Here is an 18,942-nt window from a genome sequence, read left to right as displayed (position 1 = left end):
GTCGGAAGGAAGATTTATGTTGTGAAACTCATTTTATGTAAGGTGTACTTTATTTAAACCTGTCGTTTAAGGCAATTTTGCTACTTTTGTAGCTTGAAATATATTGACATGAGCGAGACAACAAAGTCTTTGAATTTTATTGAACAAATTGTTGAAGAGGACTTGGTAAATGGTTATACCAAAGATCAATTACGATTTCGTTTTCCCCCAGAACCTAATGGATACCTTCATATAGGTCATGCGAGTTCCATTTGCTTAAACTTTGGTTTAGGTTTAAGGTATAATGCCCCTGTAAATCTGCGTTTTGACGACACCAACCCGGCAAAAGAAGAACAAGAGTTTGTAGATGCCATTAAAAAGGACGTTGAATGGTTAGGTTTTAAGTGGGATACCGAACGGTATGCATCTGATTATTTCCAACAATTATATGACTGGGCAATTGAATTGATCAAAAAAGGAAAGGCATATGTGGACAATCAATCTTCTGAAGAAATGGCCGCACAAAAAGGCACGCCTACAGAACCCGGTACAAATAGTCCATTTAGAAATAGATCGGTTGAAGAGAATCTAGCGCTTTTTGAAAAAATGAAAAATGGCGAATTTGAAGAAGGTACACATGTACTTAGGGCAAAAATTGATATGTCATCTTCAAATATGCTAATGCGCGACCCTATTATGTACAGGATCCTGCATAAAGCGCACCATAGAACAAATACCGATTGGTGTATTTATCCTATGTACGATTGGACTCACGGTGAAAGTGATTATATAGAACAAGTATCTCATTCCTTCTGTACGTTAGAATTTGCCATGCACCGTGAATTGTACAACTGGTTTTTAGATCAGGTATATGATCAAGATAAGGTAAGGCCTAAACAACGTGAGTTTGCACGTCGTAACTTAAGCCATACCGTAGTTAGTAAAAGAAAATTAGCCCAGCTGGTAGAAAAGGGCATTGTTAATGGGTGGGACGACCCAAGAATGCCAACCATATCAGGTCTGCGTAGAAGAGGATATACGCCAGAGTCTATCCGTAATTTTGCGGATACCATTGGAATTGCTAAAAGGGACAACTTAATTGATGTTTCTTTATTGGAATTCAACATACGTGAACATTTAAATAAAACCACGCATAGGGTAATGGGTGTTCTAAATCCATTAAAACTGGTTATTACCAATTATCCAGAAGGAGAAACCGAGTGGATAGAAGCAGAAAATTCCCCTGAAGATGAAAATGCAGGTTCAAGACAAGTTCCTTTTTCAAGAGAACTATATATAGAACAAGAGGATTTTAAGGAGTCTGCCAACAAAAAGTTCTTTCGTTTAAAATTGGGCGGAGAGGTTCGTTTAAAGAACGGATATATCATAAAAGCTGAAAGTTGTACAAAAGATACCGATGGTAATATTACAGAAGTCCAATGTACATATGACCCAAAAAGTAAAAGTGGTAGCGGTACGGAAGAAAGTTTGCGTAAGGTAAAAGGGACTTTACACTGGGTTTCAATAGCACATGCCTTAAAGACGGAAGTTAGGTTATACGATAGGCTATTTACAGATGAGAGTCCAGATGCTCACAAGGACAAGGATTTCTTGGAGTTTATTAATCCAGATTCTTTAACCGTAATAACAGGATATGTAGAGCCTGCGTTAAAGGATGCGAAGGCAGGTGATCGTTTTCAATTTCAACGACTAGGATATTTTTGTGTTGATCCGGATACCACAACAGATAAATTAGTCTTCAACAGAACTGTTGGTTTACGAGATTCTTGGGCTAAAATCCAGGAAAAAAAGTAATATAATCATTGCTTATAAAGACACGTTAGTTTAATCAATAAGTCTTATACAAAAGCGCCGTTAGATATACGTTCTAACGGCGCTTTATAAATTAAAGACCTATTGGTATTGTTTAGCCGGCAAAACTCCACTAAAAGGGTGTATTTAGCGAAATCCTATATAAGTAAGAACCTTTACTATCAAAAAAAGCCAGACATAAAAAAAGCCCGAAAAAAAATTTTCGAGCTTTTTTAAAATTGGTCTTTAAATTATTCTTTTGGTTTGGGCTTGTTGGTTTTTTTCATGCTTTCTCCGATCATGTTACTTGCCGTAAAGCTTGCTACCATATTATTCAACATATCACTACCGGCTTGTGGTGAGTTAGGTAATAGAATTAAATTGGTATTGGTTTCTTCACCTATACTTTGAAGTGTATCATAATGCTGTGTTACAACGATCAATGCAGAAGCTTCTTGCGAGTTTATACCTACCTTGTTCAATACCTCTACAGATTCTTCTAGACCACGGGCAATTTCTCTTCTTTGATCGGCAATACCCTGACCTTGTAATCTTTTGCTTTCCGCTTCGGCTTTTGCCTTTTCCACTATTAATATACGAGCAGCATCACCTTCAAACTGGGCAGCTGTTTTTTGGCGCTCAGAAGCATTAATTCTATTCATGGCCTCTTTTACCTGTGGATCTGGATCAATATCCGTTACCAAGGTCTTTATGATATCAAAACCATAATCCAACATGGCCTCCTGTAGTTCAGATTTTACCGCAATTGCTATATCATCTTTTTTAACGAAGACATCATCCAATTTCATTTTTGGCACTTCTGCACGTACAACATCAAATACATAAGAAGTAATTTGCTCGTGCGGATATTCCAACTTATAGTAAGCATCATAAACTTTTTCTCTAATTACTACATATTGTACCGATACTTTCAGCTTAACAAAAACATCATCCAACGTTTTAGTTTCAATAATTACATCTAGCTGCTGAATTTTTAAACCTATTCTTGCTGCTATACGTTGTACAAAAGGAATTTTAAACTGAATACCCGATTGTCTAACACTGGTAAATTTTCCAAATGTTTCTATTAAAACCGCGGTTTGCTGTTTTACAATAAACACACCGGATAAGATGGTCACAATGACCAGAAACAAAATTGGAATCCAAATAAATGAGCCCATAATAATTGATTTTTAAGTTAATAATGGAAGATACTAAAAGCCTTCTTAACATTAGTTGTCAAATAGCCACATTTGTTACATGAATTCTCTGTTTAATTCATAACGGGTAATTCAAACGTTACACTGTATTGATAATTAACTAACTATCTGTACATTTAAAGCTATAAAGTTATTTCAATGCTATTAGCCATACAACCAAAACTACCTATGCGAAATAAGTCTAAAACCAAGGCCTATTATATAGATATGCTAGGTTTTAAAGAGTTGGGCACTGCCACATATCCGGATTACTTAATGCTTGTAAAAGAGCATATAGAAATTCATTTCTTCTTGTTCAAAACACTTGAACCTAAGGAAAATTATGGCCAGGTATATATACGAACCAAAGACATAGAAATATTATACCAATCATTATTAAATATCAAAGTTCCTATTCATCCTAATGGTAAACTAGAAGTAAAACCATGGGGTCAAAAGGAATTTTCCCTTTTAGATCCAGACAATAATCTATTGACATTTGGTGAATCTACAACTTAAATTCTACTATAAAAAAAGGGCAGTACCCAACTTGGATACTGCCCTTTGATTTAATATTGAAGTGTTATTACTTTAAATCATAACGATCTAAATTCATAACCTTTGTCCAAGTCTTCGCAAAATCTCTAACGAATTTCTCTTTAGCATCTTCCGTACCATATACTTCCGCTAAAGCACGTAGTTCAGAGTTGGAACCAAAGATAAGATCTGCTCTTGTACCTGTCCATTTAATCGCTCCAGATTTACGATCGCTACCTTCAAATACGGTGTCATTATCTGATGCCGCTTTCCAAGTAGTACCCATGTCTAAAAGATTTAAGAAGAAATCATTAGTCAATACACCTGGCTTGTCTGTGAACACGCCGTTATTAGAACCATCATAATTTGCGCCTAATACACGTAGACCACCTATAAGAACCGTCATTTCCGGCGCAGTTAAAGTCAATAGGTTAGCTCTATCGATTAATAATTCTTCGGCCTGTACAGACAATTTTTTTCTAGTATAATTTCTAAATCCGTCCGCTAAAGGCTCTAATGCATCAAATGACTCGGCATCTGTCATCTCCTGAGTAGCATCGGTACGACCTGCATTGAATTCCACATTCGTAGCAAAACCTGCTAAACTAGCGGCATTTTCCACAGCAGCAGTACCACCTAATACAACTAAATCTGCAAAAGAAACCTTTTTATTGCCAGACTGGCCTTCATTAAACTCTTTTTGAATTCTTTCTAAAGTTGCTGTAACCTTGGCCAATTGAGTAGGGTTATTTACTTCCCAATCTTTTTGAGGAGCTAAACGAACACGACCACCATTTGCACCACCTCTTTTATCTGAACCTCTAAAAGTAGATGCAGAAGCCCATGCTGCACTTACCAACTCTGCTGTTGAAAGTCCAGAAGACAAAATAGTTTTCTTTAATTGGGCGATATCGGAATCATCGATCAATTCAAAATCTACCGTTGGTACAGGATCTTGCCATAGCAATTCCTCTTGTGGCACCTCTGGTCCTAAGTAACGCTCTTTAGGTCCCATATCACGGTGTGTTAATTTGTACCAAGCTCTAGCATAGGCATCCTTGAACTCATCTGGATTCTCTAAAAAGTTTCTTGAAATTTTTTCAAATTCCGGATCTACACGCAAAGACATATCTGTTACCAACATAAATGGTTGGTGAGTTTTTCCTGGAATATGCGCATCGGGCATTTCACCAGCGCCTGCATCACCTACTGGTTTGTATTGCCATGCACCAGCCGGACTTTTAGTTAATTCCCATTCAAAACCAAATAGGTTTTCAAAGAAATAATGGCTCCATTTTGTAGGAGTTTGTGTCCAAGCACCTTCTAGACCACTGGTAATTGTATCTGCACCAAAACCACTGCCATAACTACTTTTCCACCCAAGACCTTGTTCTGTAATATCGGCGGCAGCTGGTTCAACATCTACATAATCATCGGGATTGGCAGCTCCGTGCGTTTTACCAAAAGTGTGTCCACCGGCAATTAATGCAACAGTTTCATAATCATCCATGGCCATTCTCTTAAAGGTCTGTCTTATATAGTGAGCAGCTTCTAATGGGTCAGGATTTGCATTATGCCCTTCAGGATTTACATAGATCAATCCCATGTGGGCAGCACCTAAAGGATTCTCCAATTCATTTCCATCCTCATCATATCTTTGTTTGTTGCCCAACCATTCTGTTTCAGATCCCCAATACACATCTTCTTCAGGTTGCCAAATATCTTCACGACCACCAGCAAAACCAAACATTGGTAATCCCATACTTTCATGGGCCACGTTACCTGCTAAGATCAGCAAATCTGCCCAAGATATTTTTTTACCATATTTCTGTTTAATAGGCCATAATAATAAACGTGCCTTATCTAGGTTGGCGTTATCCGGCCAACTATTCAATGGAGCAAAACGTTGGTTACCTGAACTTGCACCACCTCTACCATCTGAAATACGGTAAGTACCAGCACTGTGCCAAGCCATACGGATGAAAAACGGACCATAATGACCATAATCTGCTGGCCACCAATCTTGACTATCGGTCATTAAATCGGTCAAATCCTTCTTTATAGCCGCTAAATCCAAAGACTTAAATTCCTCAGTATAGTTAAAGTCATCATCCATTGGATCAGCCATTTTAGAATGTAACCTCAATATATTAAGGTTTAACATATTTGGCCACCAATCTTTATTAGTGGTTCCACCACCTGCTGCTTGATGCATTTCACCATTTAAAAATGGACAATTTGCCGCTGACGAATCATTCACGTCCCAAGCTTCACCTTTTCCGTTAGTACTACTCATGATTATAATAGTTTAATTGTTGTTTTTAGTTCTTCAGTGGTAAAATTATCAATAATTAATTTATCGAAAATTCAATTACAATAGAAAATATCTATGATGCGATTATAAAACGTTTAGCAATTATTCAATTCGGTTGCAGAACCACTTCATAAAAGCCACTAAATCTTAGAATATCATAAAGATAAAAAGATAATAGTATAATCTGATACCAAACAACCATTAATTAATGGTTTAGTAAACCAAGCTTTAAGGCACAAGAACTATAAACGTATAATGCATAAAGAGGGATAGACCAAAAATCTACCATTGAGATAAAGTAGCACATATTTAATGATAATGATTACACTTATAAATTCACCTGCATGCCTTTGAACAAAGCCGACACTCAAAAATTAATTTAACAAATCATTGATAATTCTACCTTCTAAAACTAGCTATATTGCAGGTTAACCAGACCAAATAAATGCCTAAAATCACCAAAAGACAACGCCAAGCAAAATGGTTGCGAATATTTCGCAAAGTACATCGAGCAACAGGTGCGGCTTTGTTCATTTTTTTCTTTTTCATTTCTATTACTGGTCTTCTTTTAGGTTGGAAAAAGCATAGTGGAGGAGTAATTCTGTCTAAAACTTATAAAGGCACTTCCACTGATTTAAAAGATTGGCTACCCGTAGATAGTTTACATAGCATTGCCAACACCTATATCTTGGAACATATATCGCCAGAACTATCTACCAAAATAGATCGCATAGATATTAGAAAAGAAAAAGGTATCGTAAAATTTGTATATGAAGATCATTATTGGGGTTTGCAACTAGATGGTGCCACAGGTACTGTCTTACACACTGAACGTCGGTATTCTGATATCATTGAACATATTCATGATGGTTCCATTTTAGATGATTATTTTAGTACAAGTGATAATCAAATAAAGGTGTTCTATACTACGGTAATGGGTCTTGCCCTTTTACTTTTTACCATTACAGGCTTTTGGCTTTGGTATGGACCTAAGCGAATGCGTAAAAATAATGCAAGTACTTAAAAATTAGGCTTAGCTTTGAAATCTTCAATAAGCTATAAAGACATGCCAGAATACAAGAAAAAAAATACCTTACAAAAGCCTAGTTTACACTCAAGAAATAAACATACCGGTCGTTATGATCTTAAGGCACTAAAGCTACTCAATCCAGATTTAAAACCATTTGTAGCCAAAAATAAACACGGTAATTTATCTATTGATTTTTTTAATCCAATAGCAGTAAAAGCTCTGAATAAGGCATTACTTATGGCACATTACGGTATTGAATATTGGGACATACCAGATGGTTTTTTATGTCCGCCAATACCAGGTAGAGCAGACTATATACACCATATTGCAGATGTTTTGGCAGACAGTAATCATGGAACTTTAGTCAAAGGCGATAAAATTAAGTGCCTAGATATTGGAGTAGGTGCAAATTGTGTATATCCAATAATTGGAAACAGCGCCTATGGTTGGTCTTTTTTAGGTTCGGATATTGACTCAAAAGCCATTGAGGCGGCACAAAAAATTGTAGAAAACAACGCCAATCTAACTGGTAAGGTAAAATTTAGATTACAAGAAAAACCTGAGCATATATTTTCTGGAATTTTAAAGGCTGATGAAAAAGTAGATTTCACTATATGCAATCCGCCATTTCATGCGAACCAAGCCGAGGCCGAAGCTGGAACTTTGCGTAAATTGAGCAATTTAAAAAAGAAGCGTATTAAAAAACCGGCCCTTAATTTTGCAGGGCAAGGAGGAGAGCTTTGGACCGATGGTGGCGAAAAACGATTTGTATTGAACATGATCAATGAAAGTGCACAATTTTCAAAAAATTCCGCTTGGTATTCAACTTTGGTAAGTAAACAATCAAATTTGAGATCGTTCTATGACCGACTGGAGAAAATTGGAGCAACTGCCCATAAAACCATACCTATGGGACAGGGCAACAAAATGAGCAGGTTGGTTGCTTGGACATTTTTGACCGATGAAGAAATGAAAACATGGGCTGACGAACGTTGGAAAAGCGAATAAATATCAACTTTAAAAATTATTGAAGTAAAAACTGGTTTATAATAATACGTTTGTAGCTTATTAAACCCTTTATTTGATAAATATGACCCGAAGGGTCGATTTTTATTTTTTAATCCCTTAAAATCGATACTATGCCCGGAGAAAGCAATCTAGAAGTTCTTTTACAAAGTTTAAAACCTAAATTAAACAAAGGAAACTATGTTTTTATAAGTCTCCCCGAAATTGGCCATATTTCAAGAGCTGATATTCTTTTTGAATTTAAAGAAGCCGAAGGCATCACAATAATATTGACAAAAGAAAAAGCAGCGCATTATAAACTAGCTTATGAATTCATTGCCTCTTGGATTACATTGACCGTACACTCCGCTTTAGATGCGGTTGGGTTGACCGCTGCAGTTGCCAATGCGTTAACAAAACATAATATTAGCTGTAACGTGGTTGCCGCATTTTATCATGACCATATTTTTGTCTCCACAAAAGACGCTACTAAAGCCATGAACGTTCTGCAAGAATTTTCTAAGAAATAAGCTTTAACCCAGTTTTTCTAGCGCTGTTTTAATTCGGGCAATACTTTCTTCTTTTCCAACCATTGCCATTATATCAAAAATATGGGGACCTTTCATATCACCAACTAAGAACAAACGTAGGGGAGGCATAACCTTAGCAAAAGAAAGTTCTTTTTCACCGATCCATGCTTTAACCATGGTTTCGCTATTCTCCGATGAAAAATCTTCAATAGAATCTATTACAGAAATTAATTCATTCATGATGACTGCAGTATCTTCTTTCCACTGCTTTTTGGCAGCCTTTGCATTATACTCAGTAGGAGCTACGAAAAAATAATCTGACAGATCCCAAAAATCGGAAACAAAAACTGCGCGTTCTTTTATTAAACTTACTACCTTGGTTACATACTCCAGATTTATCTTATCCTCATCCATAGTATGCTCTTTCACAATAGGTAAGAAGCTAACAGCCAATTCTGCATTGGCAGTTTCCTGTAAATAGTGTTGATTGTACCATTTGGTCTTTTCTGGGTCAAAACGCGCTCCAGATTTATTTACACGGTCTAAACTAAAGGTTTTCACCAACTCGTCTAAAGAAAATAGTTCTTGTTCCGTACCAGGATTCCATCCTAATAAAGCCAAAAAATTAACAACTGCTTCAGGGAAATATCCTGATTCTTTGTACCCAACAGAATCGTTCCAAGAAAGAGGAAAAACCGGAAAGCCCATTTTTTCACCATCACGCTTACTCAATTTACCTTTACCAACAGGTTTCATGATCAATGGTAAATGAGCAAATTCTGGAGCAGTCCATCCAAAGGCATCATACAATTGTTTGTGTAATGCTAAAGAAGGTAACCATTCTTCGCCACGAATTACATGAGAAATTTCCATTAAATGGTCATCAACTATATTTGCTAAATGATAGGTTGGCATACCATCACTCTTAAAAAGAACTTTATCATCTAGCACATTTGTATCTATCTGTATTGTACCACGAATTAAATCTTGCAATTGCAAGATTTCATCTGGCGGCGTTAAAAATCGAATAACATATTCATCACCATTGGCCAACCTTTCTTTAACTTCTTCTGGCATTAACGAAAGAGAATTATCCAACTTTAACCTGTTATGCCAGTTATATATAAACGTTTTACCTTTTTCTTCATGCTCTTTTCTATGCGCATCTAAGCTTTCTGAAGTATCAAAAGCATAATATGCCTTACCATTCGCGATTAAATCATCTGCGTATTTTTTATATAAAGATTTACGCTCGCTCTGTCTGTACGGTCCAAAACCACCTTCTTTACCAACACCTTCATCAAAAGGAATTCCGCACCAGTTCAATGCATCAATTATATATTGTTCCGCACCTTCTACATATCTATTCTGGTCGGTATCTTCTATACGCAGTATAAAATCGCCACCATGTTTTTTGGCAAATAAATAATTAAATAGGGCAGTGCGCACACCGCCAATATGTAATGGTCCTGTAGGACTTGGTGCAAAACGCACACGAACTTTCTTAGACATAATGATTATTTGATTGCGCAAAGATACATAACCAAGTGTTTTTAAATATAGAATACGAAATAGGATTTCACTTAAGTAATGCGCATTTTCACTGTAATAATAAGCATTACAGGATTTTGATTTAACAAATATTTCCCAACAAACCATCTTAATATCCGTTATCTTGGTATAAAAAAGGGCAATTGCAAGACTATAATCACATATTACACCGGTTAAATCAATTTATAAAAAAACATTATTCTCAAATTCTTCTAAAAGGAATTTTGCTTTTTATAGCATTAGGATTTTTGTTTTTCCTCACCATCTTAGCTATAGAGTACTTTCTTTGGTTAAACTCTTTGGGCCGAACGGTATTATTTACCTTGTTCATAGCAGTAGAAGTTCTATTGCTATACAAATACATTTTAATACCGGTCTTCTATCTTCTTAAATTAAAAAAGGGCATTGGAAATAAAGAAGCCGCAAATATGATTGGCAAGCATTTTCCAGAAGTAGGGGATAAACTAACAAATTTATTAGACTTAGCAGAAGATTCAGAACAGTCTGAATTATTACTAGCTAGTATTGCACAGCGTTCTAAACAAATGGATTCCGTTCCATTTTCAAGCGCAATTGATTTCAAAGACGCCATCAAATATGTAAAGTATTCTATTATACCGATTGCCATTGTCTTTTTACTTTACCTCACGGGTAGTTGGAGTTCATTTTTTGGTACATATGAGAGAGTGGTAAACTATGAAATGGCATATGAAAAACCTGCACCGTTTCAATTTCATGTACTTACCGATCAATTAAGTGGCTTGCAAAATGAATCATTCACCATTCAAGTTTCCACAAAAGGAAAAGTTAAACCAGAAAATGTGTACATCGTAGTAGACAGTAAAACCATATTGATGCAAAAACAGGACGGAATTTATGAATACACCTTTTCACCACCCATACAATCCACAAATTTTACGTTTTTGGCCAATGAAGTTAATTCAAAATCCTACTCATTAATCGCATTGAAAACTCCTTCAATATTAGATTTTTCAATGGATTTAAAATATCCTACTTACCTGAACAAACCAAATGAAACAATCAAAAGTACGGGTAATGCGATTTTACCGGAAGGAACCCAAGTAACATGGAACATTGAAGGAGAAAATACCGAAAAGATTAATCTAAACACAAAAGATACCGTTCAATCTTTTATAAAAGAAAAAAACACTTTTACAATTCAACGGAAAATATACAACGACCTAGATTATGAACTTACCACAACCAATGTAAATGTCCAAAATTATGAACGTTTAGAATACTCGTTAAAAGTAATTAAAGATGCTTATCCAACATTAAAGGTGACCCAGATTTTAGATTCCTTGAATCCAAATGTTTCGTACTATACAGGAAATGCCAGTGACGATTATGGTCTTTCAAAAATTGAACTTGTTTACTATGAAGTTGGTAAAGAGCATCAAGAGCAGAAAATAAGCCTTGCAAAACCCAGTTCAAATTTTGAACAGTTTTACTACACCTTTCCATCAGGTTTGGCATTAGAATCTGGTAAACAATATGCGTTCTATTTCCAGGTAACCGATAACGATGCCGTACACCATGGAAAGGCTATAAAAAGTCAAATATTCCAACAGGTATTATTAAATGAAAATCAACTCAAGAATAAAGATCTTGAATCTCAACAATCACTCATAAAGGATTTAGATAAATCTTTAGAACGTGCAAAACAACAGAAAGAATCATTAGAGGAAATAAATCAAAATCAAAAAGAGAAAAGTAGTTTAAATTTTAATGATCAAAATCAAATTAAAGACTATTTAAAAAAGCAAGAACAACAAGAGCAATTAATGCAAAAGTTCAGCAAAGAGTTAAAGGAAAACCTAGACAAAGGAGACAAGGATGATAAATTAAACCAATTGTTACAAGAACGATTGGAGCGACAAGAACAACAAGCCAAGAAAAACCAGCAACTGCTAGAAGAACTTAATAAAGTAGCAGATAAAATTAAAAAAGAAGAGCTTACTAAAAAGCTTGAAGAATTGGGTAAAAAGCAACAAAATAGCGAACGCAGCCTAGAACAATTATTAGAATTGACCAAGCGCTATTATGTCACAGAAAAAGCGTCTCAGCTAGCACGTAATCTTGAAGAATTGGCAAAAAAGCAAGAGGAACTTTCTAAAAAGAATAAAGAAGAAAATAGTTCAATTAAGCAGCAACAATTAAATAAAGCTTTTAATGAATTGTCCAAAGAAATGGATGGGCTAAAAAATGATAATGGAAAACTAAAAAAACCAATTGATTTAAATTTAGATACCAATAAAAAAGAAGCTATTAAAGAAGATCAGAATGAAGCTTTAGACGAACTACAAAAACAAGAAAATTCAGAGTCAAAATCAACCCCGGAAAGCGATCAAAACAATGCTTCAAAGAAACAAAAATCCGCTGCGCAGAAAATGAAAGAAATGAGTGAGCAACTCAGCTCATCTTCTTCCAGTAGTAGTGAAGGATCATCAGTAGCCGAAGATGCAGAAATGCTAAGACAAATATTGGATAACCTCATTATATTTTCATTTAAGCAAGAATCTTTATTTGATAAACTATCGGCTAAACAAGACCAAGATCAAACGCAATACTCACAAACAGTTCGTGACCAAAATGAATTAAGAGGGTTATTTGAACATGTTGACGATAGTCTTTTTGCCTTGTCTTTACGACAAGCAGAACTTTCAGAATTTGTAAATGAACAAATTACCGAAGTATATTATAACATTGATAAATCTTTAGAAACAATGGCAGATGGACAATTGTTTCAAGGAATTTCACATCAAAAATATGTATTGACCGCTTCAAACAGCTTAGCAGATTTTTTAGCAAATGTTATGGATAATATGCAAGAAAGTATGCAAATGGGTAAAGGTTCCGGTCAAAATGAAGGAGGTTTTCAACTACCAGATATTATCAAAGGACAACAACAACTTGGGGAAAAAATGGGTCAACAAGGCCAATCCGGAAAAGAAGGCAAAAATGGAGAAGGAGAAAAGGGAAGTAAGGGCGAACAAGGAGAAGGAGGAAAACAAGGAGAGAATGGGAAGCAAGGTCAAAACGGAAAATCTGGAGAAAACGGAAGTGAAGGAGAAAATGGCCAGAATGGAAAAAATGGAAATAGTGGTCAAAAAGGAGAAAATGGTCAAGGAAACGGAAAAGGGAACTCTAACGGAAATGGAGGACAAGGAAATGGACAGATGAGTGAAGCAGAACTAAAAGAGATTTATGAAATTTATCAAAGTCAACAAAAAATTCGTCAAGAGCTAGAGAAACAGTTAGAAAACATGATTAATAGCGGAGACCAAAAATTGGGTCAAAAGCTGATTAAGCAGATGGAGGATTTTGAGAATGATTTACTTGAAAATGGAATTACACAACGTACCATCAACAAAGCCAACACTATACAGTACGAATTATTGAAGCTGGAGAACGCAGCACTAAAGCAAGGAGAAAAATCTGAGCGAGAAAGTAATAGAAATACAAAAGACTTCACAAATCCTATTACTACTAAACCCTCATTATTAGAGAATTATCATAATGAAGTGGAAATTTTAAATAGGCAAAGCTTACCTTTGCGGCAAAATTTTCAAACAAAGGTTAAAGAGTACTTCAAAGCAAATGATTAATTACAACTACCTAACCGATTTTAAGCTAGTAGAAGAAACACATTTTGATTCATGGATTATTAATTCTTGCAAAACCGAAGGTTTTTCAGTTCAAGAATTAAACTACATTTTTTGTGATGATGAATACTTGCTTAAAATCAATCAAGATTATTTAAAACACGATTATTTAACAGACATTATTACCTTCGATTATGTATCAGGTAAAAATATATCTGGAGATTTGTACATCTCTATAGATCGCGTAAAAGAAAACGCAGAAGACTTTAATGTCTCATTTGAAAATGAATTAAAGCGTGTAATGGTTCACGGTGTTTTACACTTAATGGGCTATTCGGATAAATCGGAAACAGCTACTGCCGAAATGCGCGCTAAAGAAGAAGAAAAAATAAAGCTGTTCCACGTGGAACAATAGAAGGTATGTTTGGAGAAGAATATGATGTAATTGTAGTTGGCGGAGGACACGCCGGTGCAGAAGCGGCAGCAGCAGCTGCAAACTTGGGTTCTAAAACCCTATTAGTAACCATGAATTTGCAAAACATTGGTCAAATGTCTTGCAACCCAGCAATGGGAGGTATTGCAAAAGGACAAATTGTAAGAGAGATTGATGCACTTGGAGGATATAGTGGCATAGTCTCTGACAAATCTGCAATACAATTTAAAATGCTGAACAAATCTAAAGGACCTGCAATGTGGAGTCCAAGAACTCAAAACGACCGAATGCGATTTGCAGAGGAATGGCGTTTAATGTTAGAACGTACTCCAAATGTTGATTTCTACCAAGAAATGGTTTCTGGACTATTAGTTGAAAACAATAAAATTGTCGGAGTTAAAACTTCCCTAGGCATTGAAATAAAATCTAAAGCTGTTGTATTAACAAATGGTACATTCTTAAATGGTTTAATTCATATTGGTGAAAAACAATTCGGAGGAGGTAGGGCAGGAGAAAAAGCAGCTAATGGCATTACAGAACAACTTGTAGAATTAGGATTTGAAAGTGGTAGAATGAAAACCGGAACACCACCAAGAGTTGATGGAAGATCCTTAGATTATTCAAAAATGATTGTTCAACCAGGAGACGCAATACCTGAAAAATTTTCATACTCAAAAACAAAACCACTAGCTCACCAACGTGATTGTTACATGACACATACCAGTGCGTTGGTTCATGATTTACTAAGAGAAGGTTTTGATAGGTCACCAATGTTTAATGGAAGAATTAAAAGTTTAGGTCCAAGATATTGTCCATCTATAGAAGATAAGATAAACAGGTTTGCTGATAAGGATAGTCATCAAATGTTTATTGAACCAGAAGGATGGGAAACGGTTGAAGTTTATGTAAACGGCTTTTCAACTTCATTACCGGAGGATGTTCAATTTAAAGCATTGCGCTCAGTAGTAGGTTTTGAAAACGTAAAATTCTTTAGACCAGGTTACGCCATAGAATATGATTACTTTCCGCCAACACAATTGAAACATACACTAGAAACAAAGCTAGTTGATAATTTATATTTTGCTGGTCAAATTAACGGAACCACAGGTTATGAAGAAGCTGCTTCCCAAGGATTGATGGCTGGTATTAATGCACATCTTAAAATTAAAGAACAGGAACCATTAATACTAAAAAGAGATGAAGCTTATATTGGTGTTTTAATAGATGATCTAATTACAAAAGGAACAGAGGAACCTTATAGAATGTTTACTTCTCGCGCAGAATATAGAACATTATTAAGACAAGATAATGCTGATTTACGTCTTACTCCCTTAAGTCATTCTATTGGATTAGCTACGGATTCACGAATGAAAAGAATGGAAGAGAAATTAGCACAATCAGAATCATTAGTTCAATTTTTCAAAGAAACCAGTGTTTTACCAAAAGACATAAATCCTATACTTTCTAGTGTAGATTCTGCCTTAGTAAAACAATCAGATAAAATGTATAAAGCATTTTCAAGACCAAATGTAACTATGAATCACATGTTGCAATTGAAGGATGTATCTACCTTTGTTGAAGAAAACAATTTTGATAATGAAATTTTGGAACAGGCAGAAATACAGATAAAATATTCTGGTTATATCGCAAAGGAAAAACTAAACGCTGATAAACTTCATAGATTGGAAGCCGTTAAAATTCCTGAAAACTTCGACTATACTAAACTAAAATCTTTATCATTTGAAGCAAGGGAAAAACTAACTAAAATTCAACCGGTAACCATTTCTCAAGCATCAAGAATAAGTGGGGTGACCCCAAGTGATATCAGTGTACTTTTAGTTTTTCTCGGAAGGTAGGGCAAATTGTTCCACGTGGAACAACTAAAAATATTCACTACCCAAATCCAAAATCACAGTATGAATAGCAATAAAATCTATCTAGAAACTACGGATCATTTAGTTAGTAAGAAAAAGTTTCGACTTGAATATTTAACGGAAACCGATATGTTGGTTACACAACCAATACCCGAAAATCTATCCAACTATTATGAATCCGATAATTATATATCACACACAGATGAAGCAAAAACCTTGCTTGAAAAGGTATATCAAACAGTAAAAAAAATTGCCCTAAAACGTAAACTAGCACTCATAAACAAGTATCATAATACAAGTAAAACCATATTAGATATAGGTTGCGGAACAGGAGAATTTCTAATAACCGCTAGAAAAAATAATTGGAATACCCTTGGTGTAGAAATAAATGATGAAGCTAGAAATAAATCAAGTAAGAAAAATATTACAACATACAGATTTATAGAAGAAGTAAAATCAAATCAATTTAATATAATAACATTGTGGCATGTACTTGAACATCTTAAAGATTTAAATGGAACTATAACCAAAATATCCAGTCTATTAGATACTGACGGTACCTTAATCATAGCAGTGCCAAATTATAAATCTTACGATGCTAACTACTATAAAGAATATTGGGCAGCATATGATACACCTAGACATCTATGGCATTTTTCCCAAAAATCAATTTCAACAATATTCGAAAAGCATAATTTAAAAGTGGTAAGAACATTACCAATGTATTTTGATTCCTATTACGTTTCGTTATTATCAGAAAAATATAAAACTGGTAAATCCAACTACCTTAAAGCATTCTATAGGGGAATGCTCTCAAATTTAAAGGCTAAACGTACAGGAGAGTATTCTTCACTTATATATGTACTTAAAAAAGCATAATTTATCAATTTAAAGCGATTTAAAGTGTTTTAATCACCAAGTGATACTATTTAACCTTAAATAAATTTAAACGCAGTACAGTACACTAAAAATAGGTCAATATTATAAGTTGTAACTATAAAAAATTTAAAAAGAATAAGAAATTCTTATATTCATAAAAATCAAATTATTAATATCAATTTAAAAACAAAATCCTTCTAAAAGCTTTATTACTTTTGCATCTCATAAAAATGAAAAAATGAAAAACATAATTGTAATTTTTGCTATTGTACTATTAGCATCTTGCCAACAAGAAAAAATTGGATACGTAGATAACGTTAAATTAATGGATGAGTATCAACAAAAAATTGATGTTGAATCTAAATTCAAAGTTAAGGCAGATGCTTTAGCAAAAAAAAGAGATAGCATATCGCAAGCATTTCAAATGGAAGCTCAAGCTTTTCAAACTAAAGCACAATCCATGTCTCAATCTAAAGCACAAGAAGAATATGCCGCTATGCAACAAAAGGGACAAATTATTGGTCAGCAATTACAACAACAAGACCAACAATTACAAATGGAAGGACAAACTGAAATGGACAGTATTGTCTCTAAAGTAAAAGAAGAAATTAAATCATACGGAAAAACAAACGGCTACTCTTATATCTTAGGCGGAGGAGATGGTGGTAGTGTTCTTTATGGTACAGAAGCAAATGATCTTACCGATGAGATTGTTAAAATCCTAAATGATAAATACAAGAAATAAAATTAGATTTCTATTTTAAAAAAAGCCGGTAACCCCGGCTTTTTTTTATTCAATTAAACTAGGTTCAAAACGTTCTAATTCATGTTCCAAATTAAATTGATCCTTGGGTAAAAAGCCCTTTACTACTAGAACAACTCCACAAATAATGAGAATAATTCCTATTACTTTCTTCACCCAAACAATTCTTTCTGGGGTTAATTTTCTTTTTAATTGCTTAGCCAATAAAATTTTGAAAACATCGGTCACAAAATAGGAGAGTAGTACGGTTGCAAAAAAAGTAAAAAACCTATTGGGTTGATTATCTAAACTAGGGCCTACTATTATAATTATACCAAGCCAAAATACCAGCACACCAATATTGATAAAATTCAATAAAAAGCCTTTTATAAAAAGTCCGAAAAAATCCGATTTTCTAATCTTTTTGGACTCTATAGGAATTTCTTTCTTTTCAGTTCTAAAAAACGTTACCAAACCATATACCAATAAAATAACACCACCAAAAACATAAAGTCCTGGTTGATTACTTAAATTTTCAAGTAACTGAAAACTACTAAAGTAAGCTACTAAAATAAATAGAACATCTGCAAATAAAACGCCTAAATCAAAAGTAATTGCTGCTCTAAAACCTTTGACCGCACTAGTTTGTAAAAGGACAAAAAAAACAGGGCCAACCATGAAACTTAGAAAAAATCCTAAAGGAACTGCCGCTTGAATATCTTCTAACATTACCTATTACATTCTAGTTATAGTACCGCCAAAAACGGTCTTTTCTTCTAATTTTTTAGGATTACCATAAACCAATACCTCGCCACCTGCCTTTACGGTAGCCTTTACATAGTCTCTAGCATTAATTTCCGCACGAGAACCGGCGTTTACATTAATCGTAGAAAAGTTAGTCTCAAAAGATTTACCTTCATAGACTCCACCAGTATTTATTTGCACATCTTGTACGTTTGAAGAACCGTTGGTTTTTATAATTCCACCAGAAACGGACTTGATCAACATTTGTTCAACTATTGCATTCACAACCAACTCACCACCTTCTTGAGCTTTTAATTCCAGTACATCTTGCTCAATCATTTGCTCTGTAACTATTCTTGCATCTTCATTAACATCTATAATCAAAATATCTTGAGCATAATGTAAATCTACGAAGGTTTTATAACCACTAAAGATTTTACCAATCTGCATTCTTATTTTTAAGATACCATCATTATTAACAACAGCAACTTTATCCGTATTCTCTCCAGAAATAACAACCTTATTTTCAGATGATTTAATAAGATTTATAGATAGACCATCAAATCCTTTTACTTCTTTAAAAGGCTCTATACTTTGAGTTATTTTGACATCTTGGCCATTGACCATAAAACATCCAAAGAGAAACATTATTAATAAAACTTGTTTCATTCCTATTTATGTAATTTT

General features: G+C 34.5%; 15 protein-coding genes. 10 read left to right on the top strand and 5 right to left on the bottom strand.

Features of this window, described 5'->3' with window-relative positions; translation table 11 throughout:
- Positions 1 to 108 precede the first annotated feature (108 nt).
- Positions 109 to 1,794 (top strand): glutamine--tRNA ligase/YqeY domain fusion protein, encoded by a 1,686-nt coding sequence (locus tag B2Z27_RS17335; protein WP_286814619.1) that lies wholly within the window; start codon positions 109 to 111, stop codon positions 1,792 to 1,794.
- Positions 1,795 to 2,042: 248 nt separating this feature from the next.
- On the opposite strand, the gene B2Z27_RS17330 is transcribed toward B2Z27_RS17335, so the two are convergent.
- A complete protein-coding gene (locus tag B2Z27_RS17330; protein ID WP_058104579.1) occupies positions 2,043 to 2,972 on the bottom strand; it encodes an SPFH domain-containing protein in 930 nt (309 codons plus the stop codon).
- Positions 2,973 to 3,149: 177 nt separating this feature from the next.
- Here B2Z27_RS17330 and B2Z27_RS17325 point away from each other — a divergent pair, with 177 nt between their 5' ends.
- Positions 3,150 to 3,509 (top strand): bleomycin resistance protein, encoded by a 360-nt coding sequence (locus B2Z27_RS17325; RefSeq protein ID WP_286814618.1) that lies wholly within the window; start codon positions 3,150 to 3,152, stop codon positions 3,507 to 3,509.
- Positions 3,510 to 3,576: 67 nt separating this feature from the next.
- Here the strand turns inward: B2Z27_RS17325 and katG are convergent, their stop codons facing one another.
- On the bottom strand, positions 3,577 to 5,823 hold the full coding sequence (gene katG, locus B2Z27_RS17320; protein WP_286814617.1) for a catalase/peroxidase HPI: 2,247 nt from the start codon (positions 5,821 to 5,823) through the stop codon (positions 3,577 to 3,579).
- Positions 5,824 to 6,286: 463 nt separating this feature from the next.
- Between katG and B2Z27_RS17315 the strand changes: the two genes are divergently transcribed.
- From B2Z27_RS17315 to B2Z27_RS17305, 3 genes are all read left to right on the top strand, one after another.
- Positions 6,287 to 6,865, top strand: a complete 579-nt coding sequence (locus B2Z27_RS17315; protein ID WP_286814614.1) for a PepSY domain-containing protein — start codon at positions 6,287 to 6,289, stop codon at positions 6,863 to 6,865.
- Positions 6,866 to 6,880: 15 nt separating this feature from the next.
- Positions 6,881 to 7,879, top strand: coding sequence for a 23S rRNA (adenine(1618)-N(6))-methyltransferase RlmF (gene rlmF / locus B2Z27_RS17310; RefSeq protein WP_339632680.1), 999 nt, complete (start codon positions 6,881 to 6,883; stop codon positions 7,877 to 7,879).
- A gap of 131 nt (positions 7,880 to 8,010) precedes the next feature.
- Entirely contained in the window at positions 8,011 to 8,406 is a 396-nt protein-coding gene (locus B2Z27_RS17305; protein WP_286814613.1) for an ACT domain-containing protein, read from the top strand.
- Between the two features lie 3 nt (positions 8,407 to 8,409).
- Here B2Z27_RS17305 and gltX read toward each other — a convergent pair whose 3' ends face one another.
- Positions 8,410 to 9,918, bottom strand: a complete 1,509-nt coding sequence (gltX, locus tag B2Z27_RS17300) for a glutamate--tRNA ligase (protein WP_286814612.1) — start codon at positions 9,916 to 9,918, stop codon at positions 8,410 to 8,412.
- A gap of 338 nt (positions 9,919 to 10,256) precedes the next feature.
- Here gltX and B2Z27_RS17295 point away from each other — a divergent pair, with 338 nt between their 5' ends.
- From B2Z27_RS17295 to B2Z27_RS17275, 5 genes are all read left to right on the top strand, one after another.
- Positions 10,257 to 13,586 (top strand): DUF4175 family protein, encoded by a 3,330-nt coding sequence (locus tag B2Z27_RS17295; protein WP_286814611.1) that lies wholly within the window; start codon positions 10,257 to 10,259, stop codon positions 13,584 to 13,586.
- A complete protein-coding gene (gene ybeY / locus B2Z27_RS17290; RefSeq protein WP_286814610.1) occupies positions 13,579 to 13,998 on the top strand; it encodes an rRNA maturation RNase YbeY in 420 nt (139 codons plus the stop codon). Before B2Z27_RS17295 ends, ybeY begins: the two co-directional genes overlap by 8 nt.
- Positions 13,999 to 14,003: 5 nt before the next feature.
- Complete coding sequence (gene mnmG / locus B2Z27_RS17285) at positions 14,004 to 15,872, top strand: tRNA uridine-5-carboxymethylaminomethyl(34) synthesis enzyme MnmG (RefSeq protein WP_286814609.1); 1,869 nt, start codon at positions 14,004 to 14,006, stop codon at positions 15,870 to 15,872.
- A 60-nt stretch (positions 15,873 to 15,932) separates the two neighbouring features.
- Positions 15,933 to 16,769 (top strand): class I SAM-dependent methyltransferase, encoded by an 837-nt coding sequence (locus tag B2Z27_RS17280; RefSeq protein WP_286814608.1) that lies wholly within the window; start codon positions 15,933 to 15,935, stop codon positions 16,767 to 16,769.
- 238 nt (positions 16,770 to 17,007) lie between these two features.
- Complete coding sequence (locus B2Z27_RS17275) at positions 17,008 to 17,514, top strand: OmpH family outer membrane protein (protein WP_286814607.1); 507 nt, start codon at positions 17,008 to 17,010, stop codon at positions 17,512 to 17,514.
- A 45-nt stretch (positions 17,515 to 17,559) separates the two neighbouring features.
- Here the strand turns inward: B2Z27_RS17275 and B2Z27_RS17270 are convergent, their stop codons facing one another.
- Positions 17,560 to 18,240: a LysE family translocator gene (locus B2Z27_RS17270; protein WP_091607994.1), complete on the bottom strand. Its 681-nt coding sequence runs from the start codon at positions 18,238 to 18,240 to the stop codon at positions 17,560 to 17,562.
- 6 nt (positions 18,241 to 18,246) lie between these two features.
- Positions 18,247 to 18,924 (bottom strand): head GIN domain-containing protein, encoded by a 678-nt coding sequence (locus B2Z27_RS17265; protein WP_210708609.1) that lies wholly within the window; start codon positions 18,922 to 18,924, stop codon positions 18,247 to 18,249.
- Between the last annotated feature and the right edge of the window lie 18 nt (positions 18,925 to 18,942).

This window comes from Maribacter sp. UBA3344 (assembly GCF_002362375.1).
Lineage (GTDB): Bacteria > Bacteroidota > Bacteroidia > Flavobacteriales > Flavobacteriaceae > Maribacter > Maribacter dokdonensis.
This window is presented reverse-complemented; position numbering and strand designations above follow the sequence as displayed.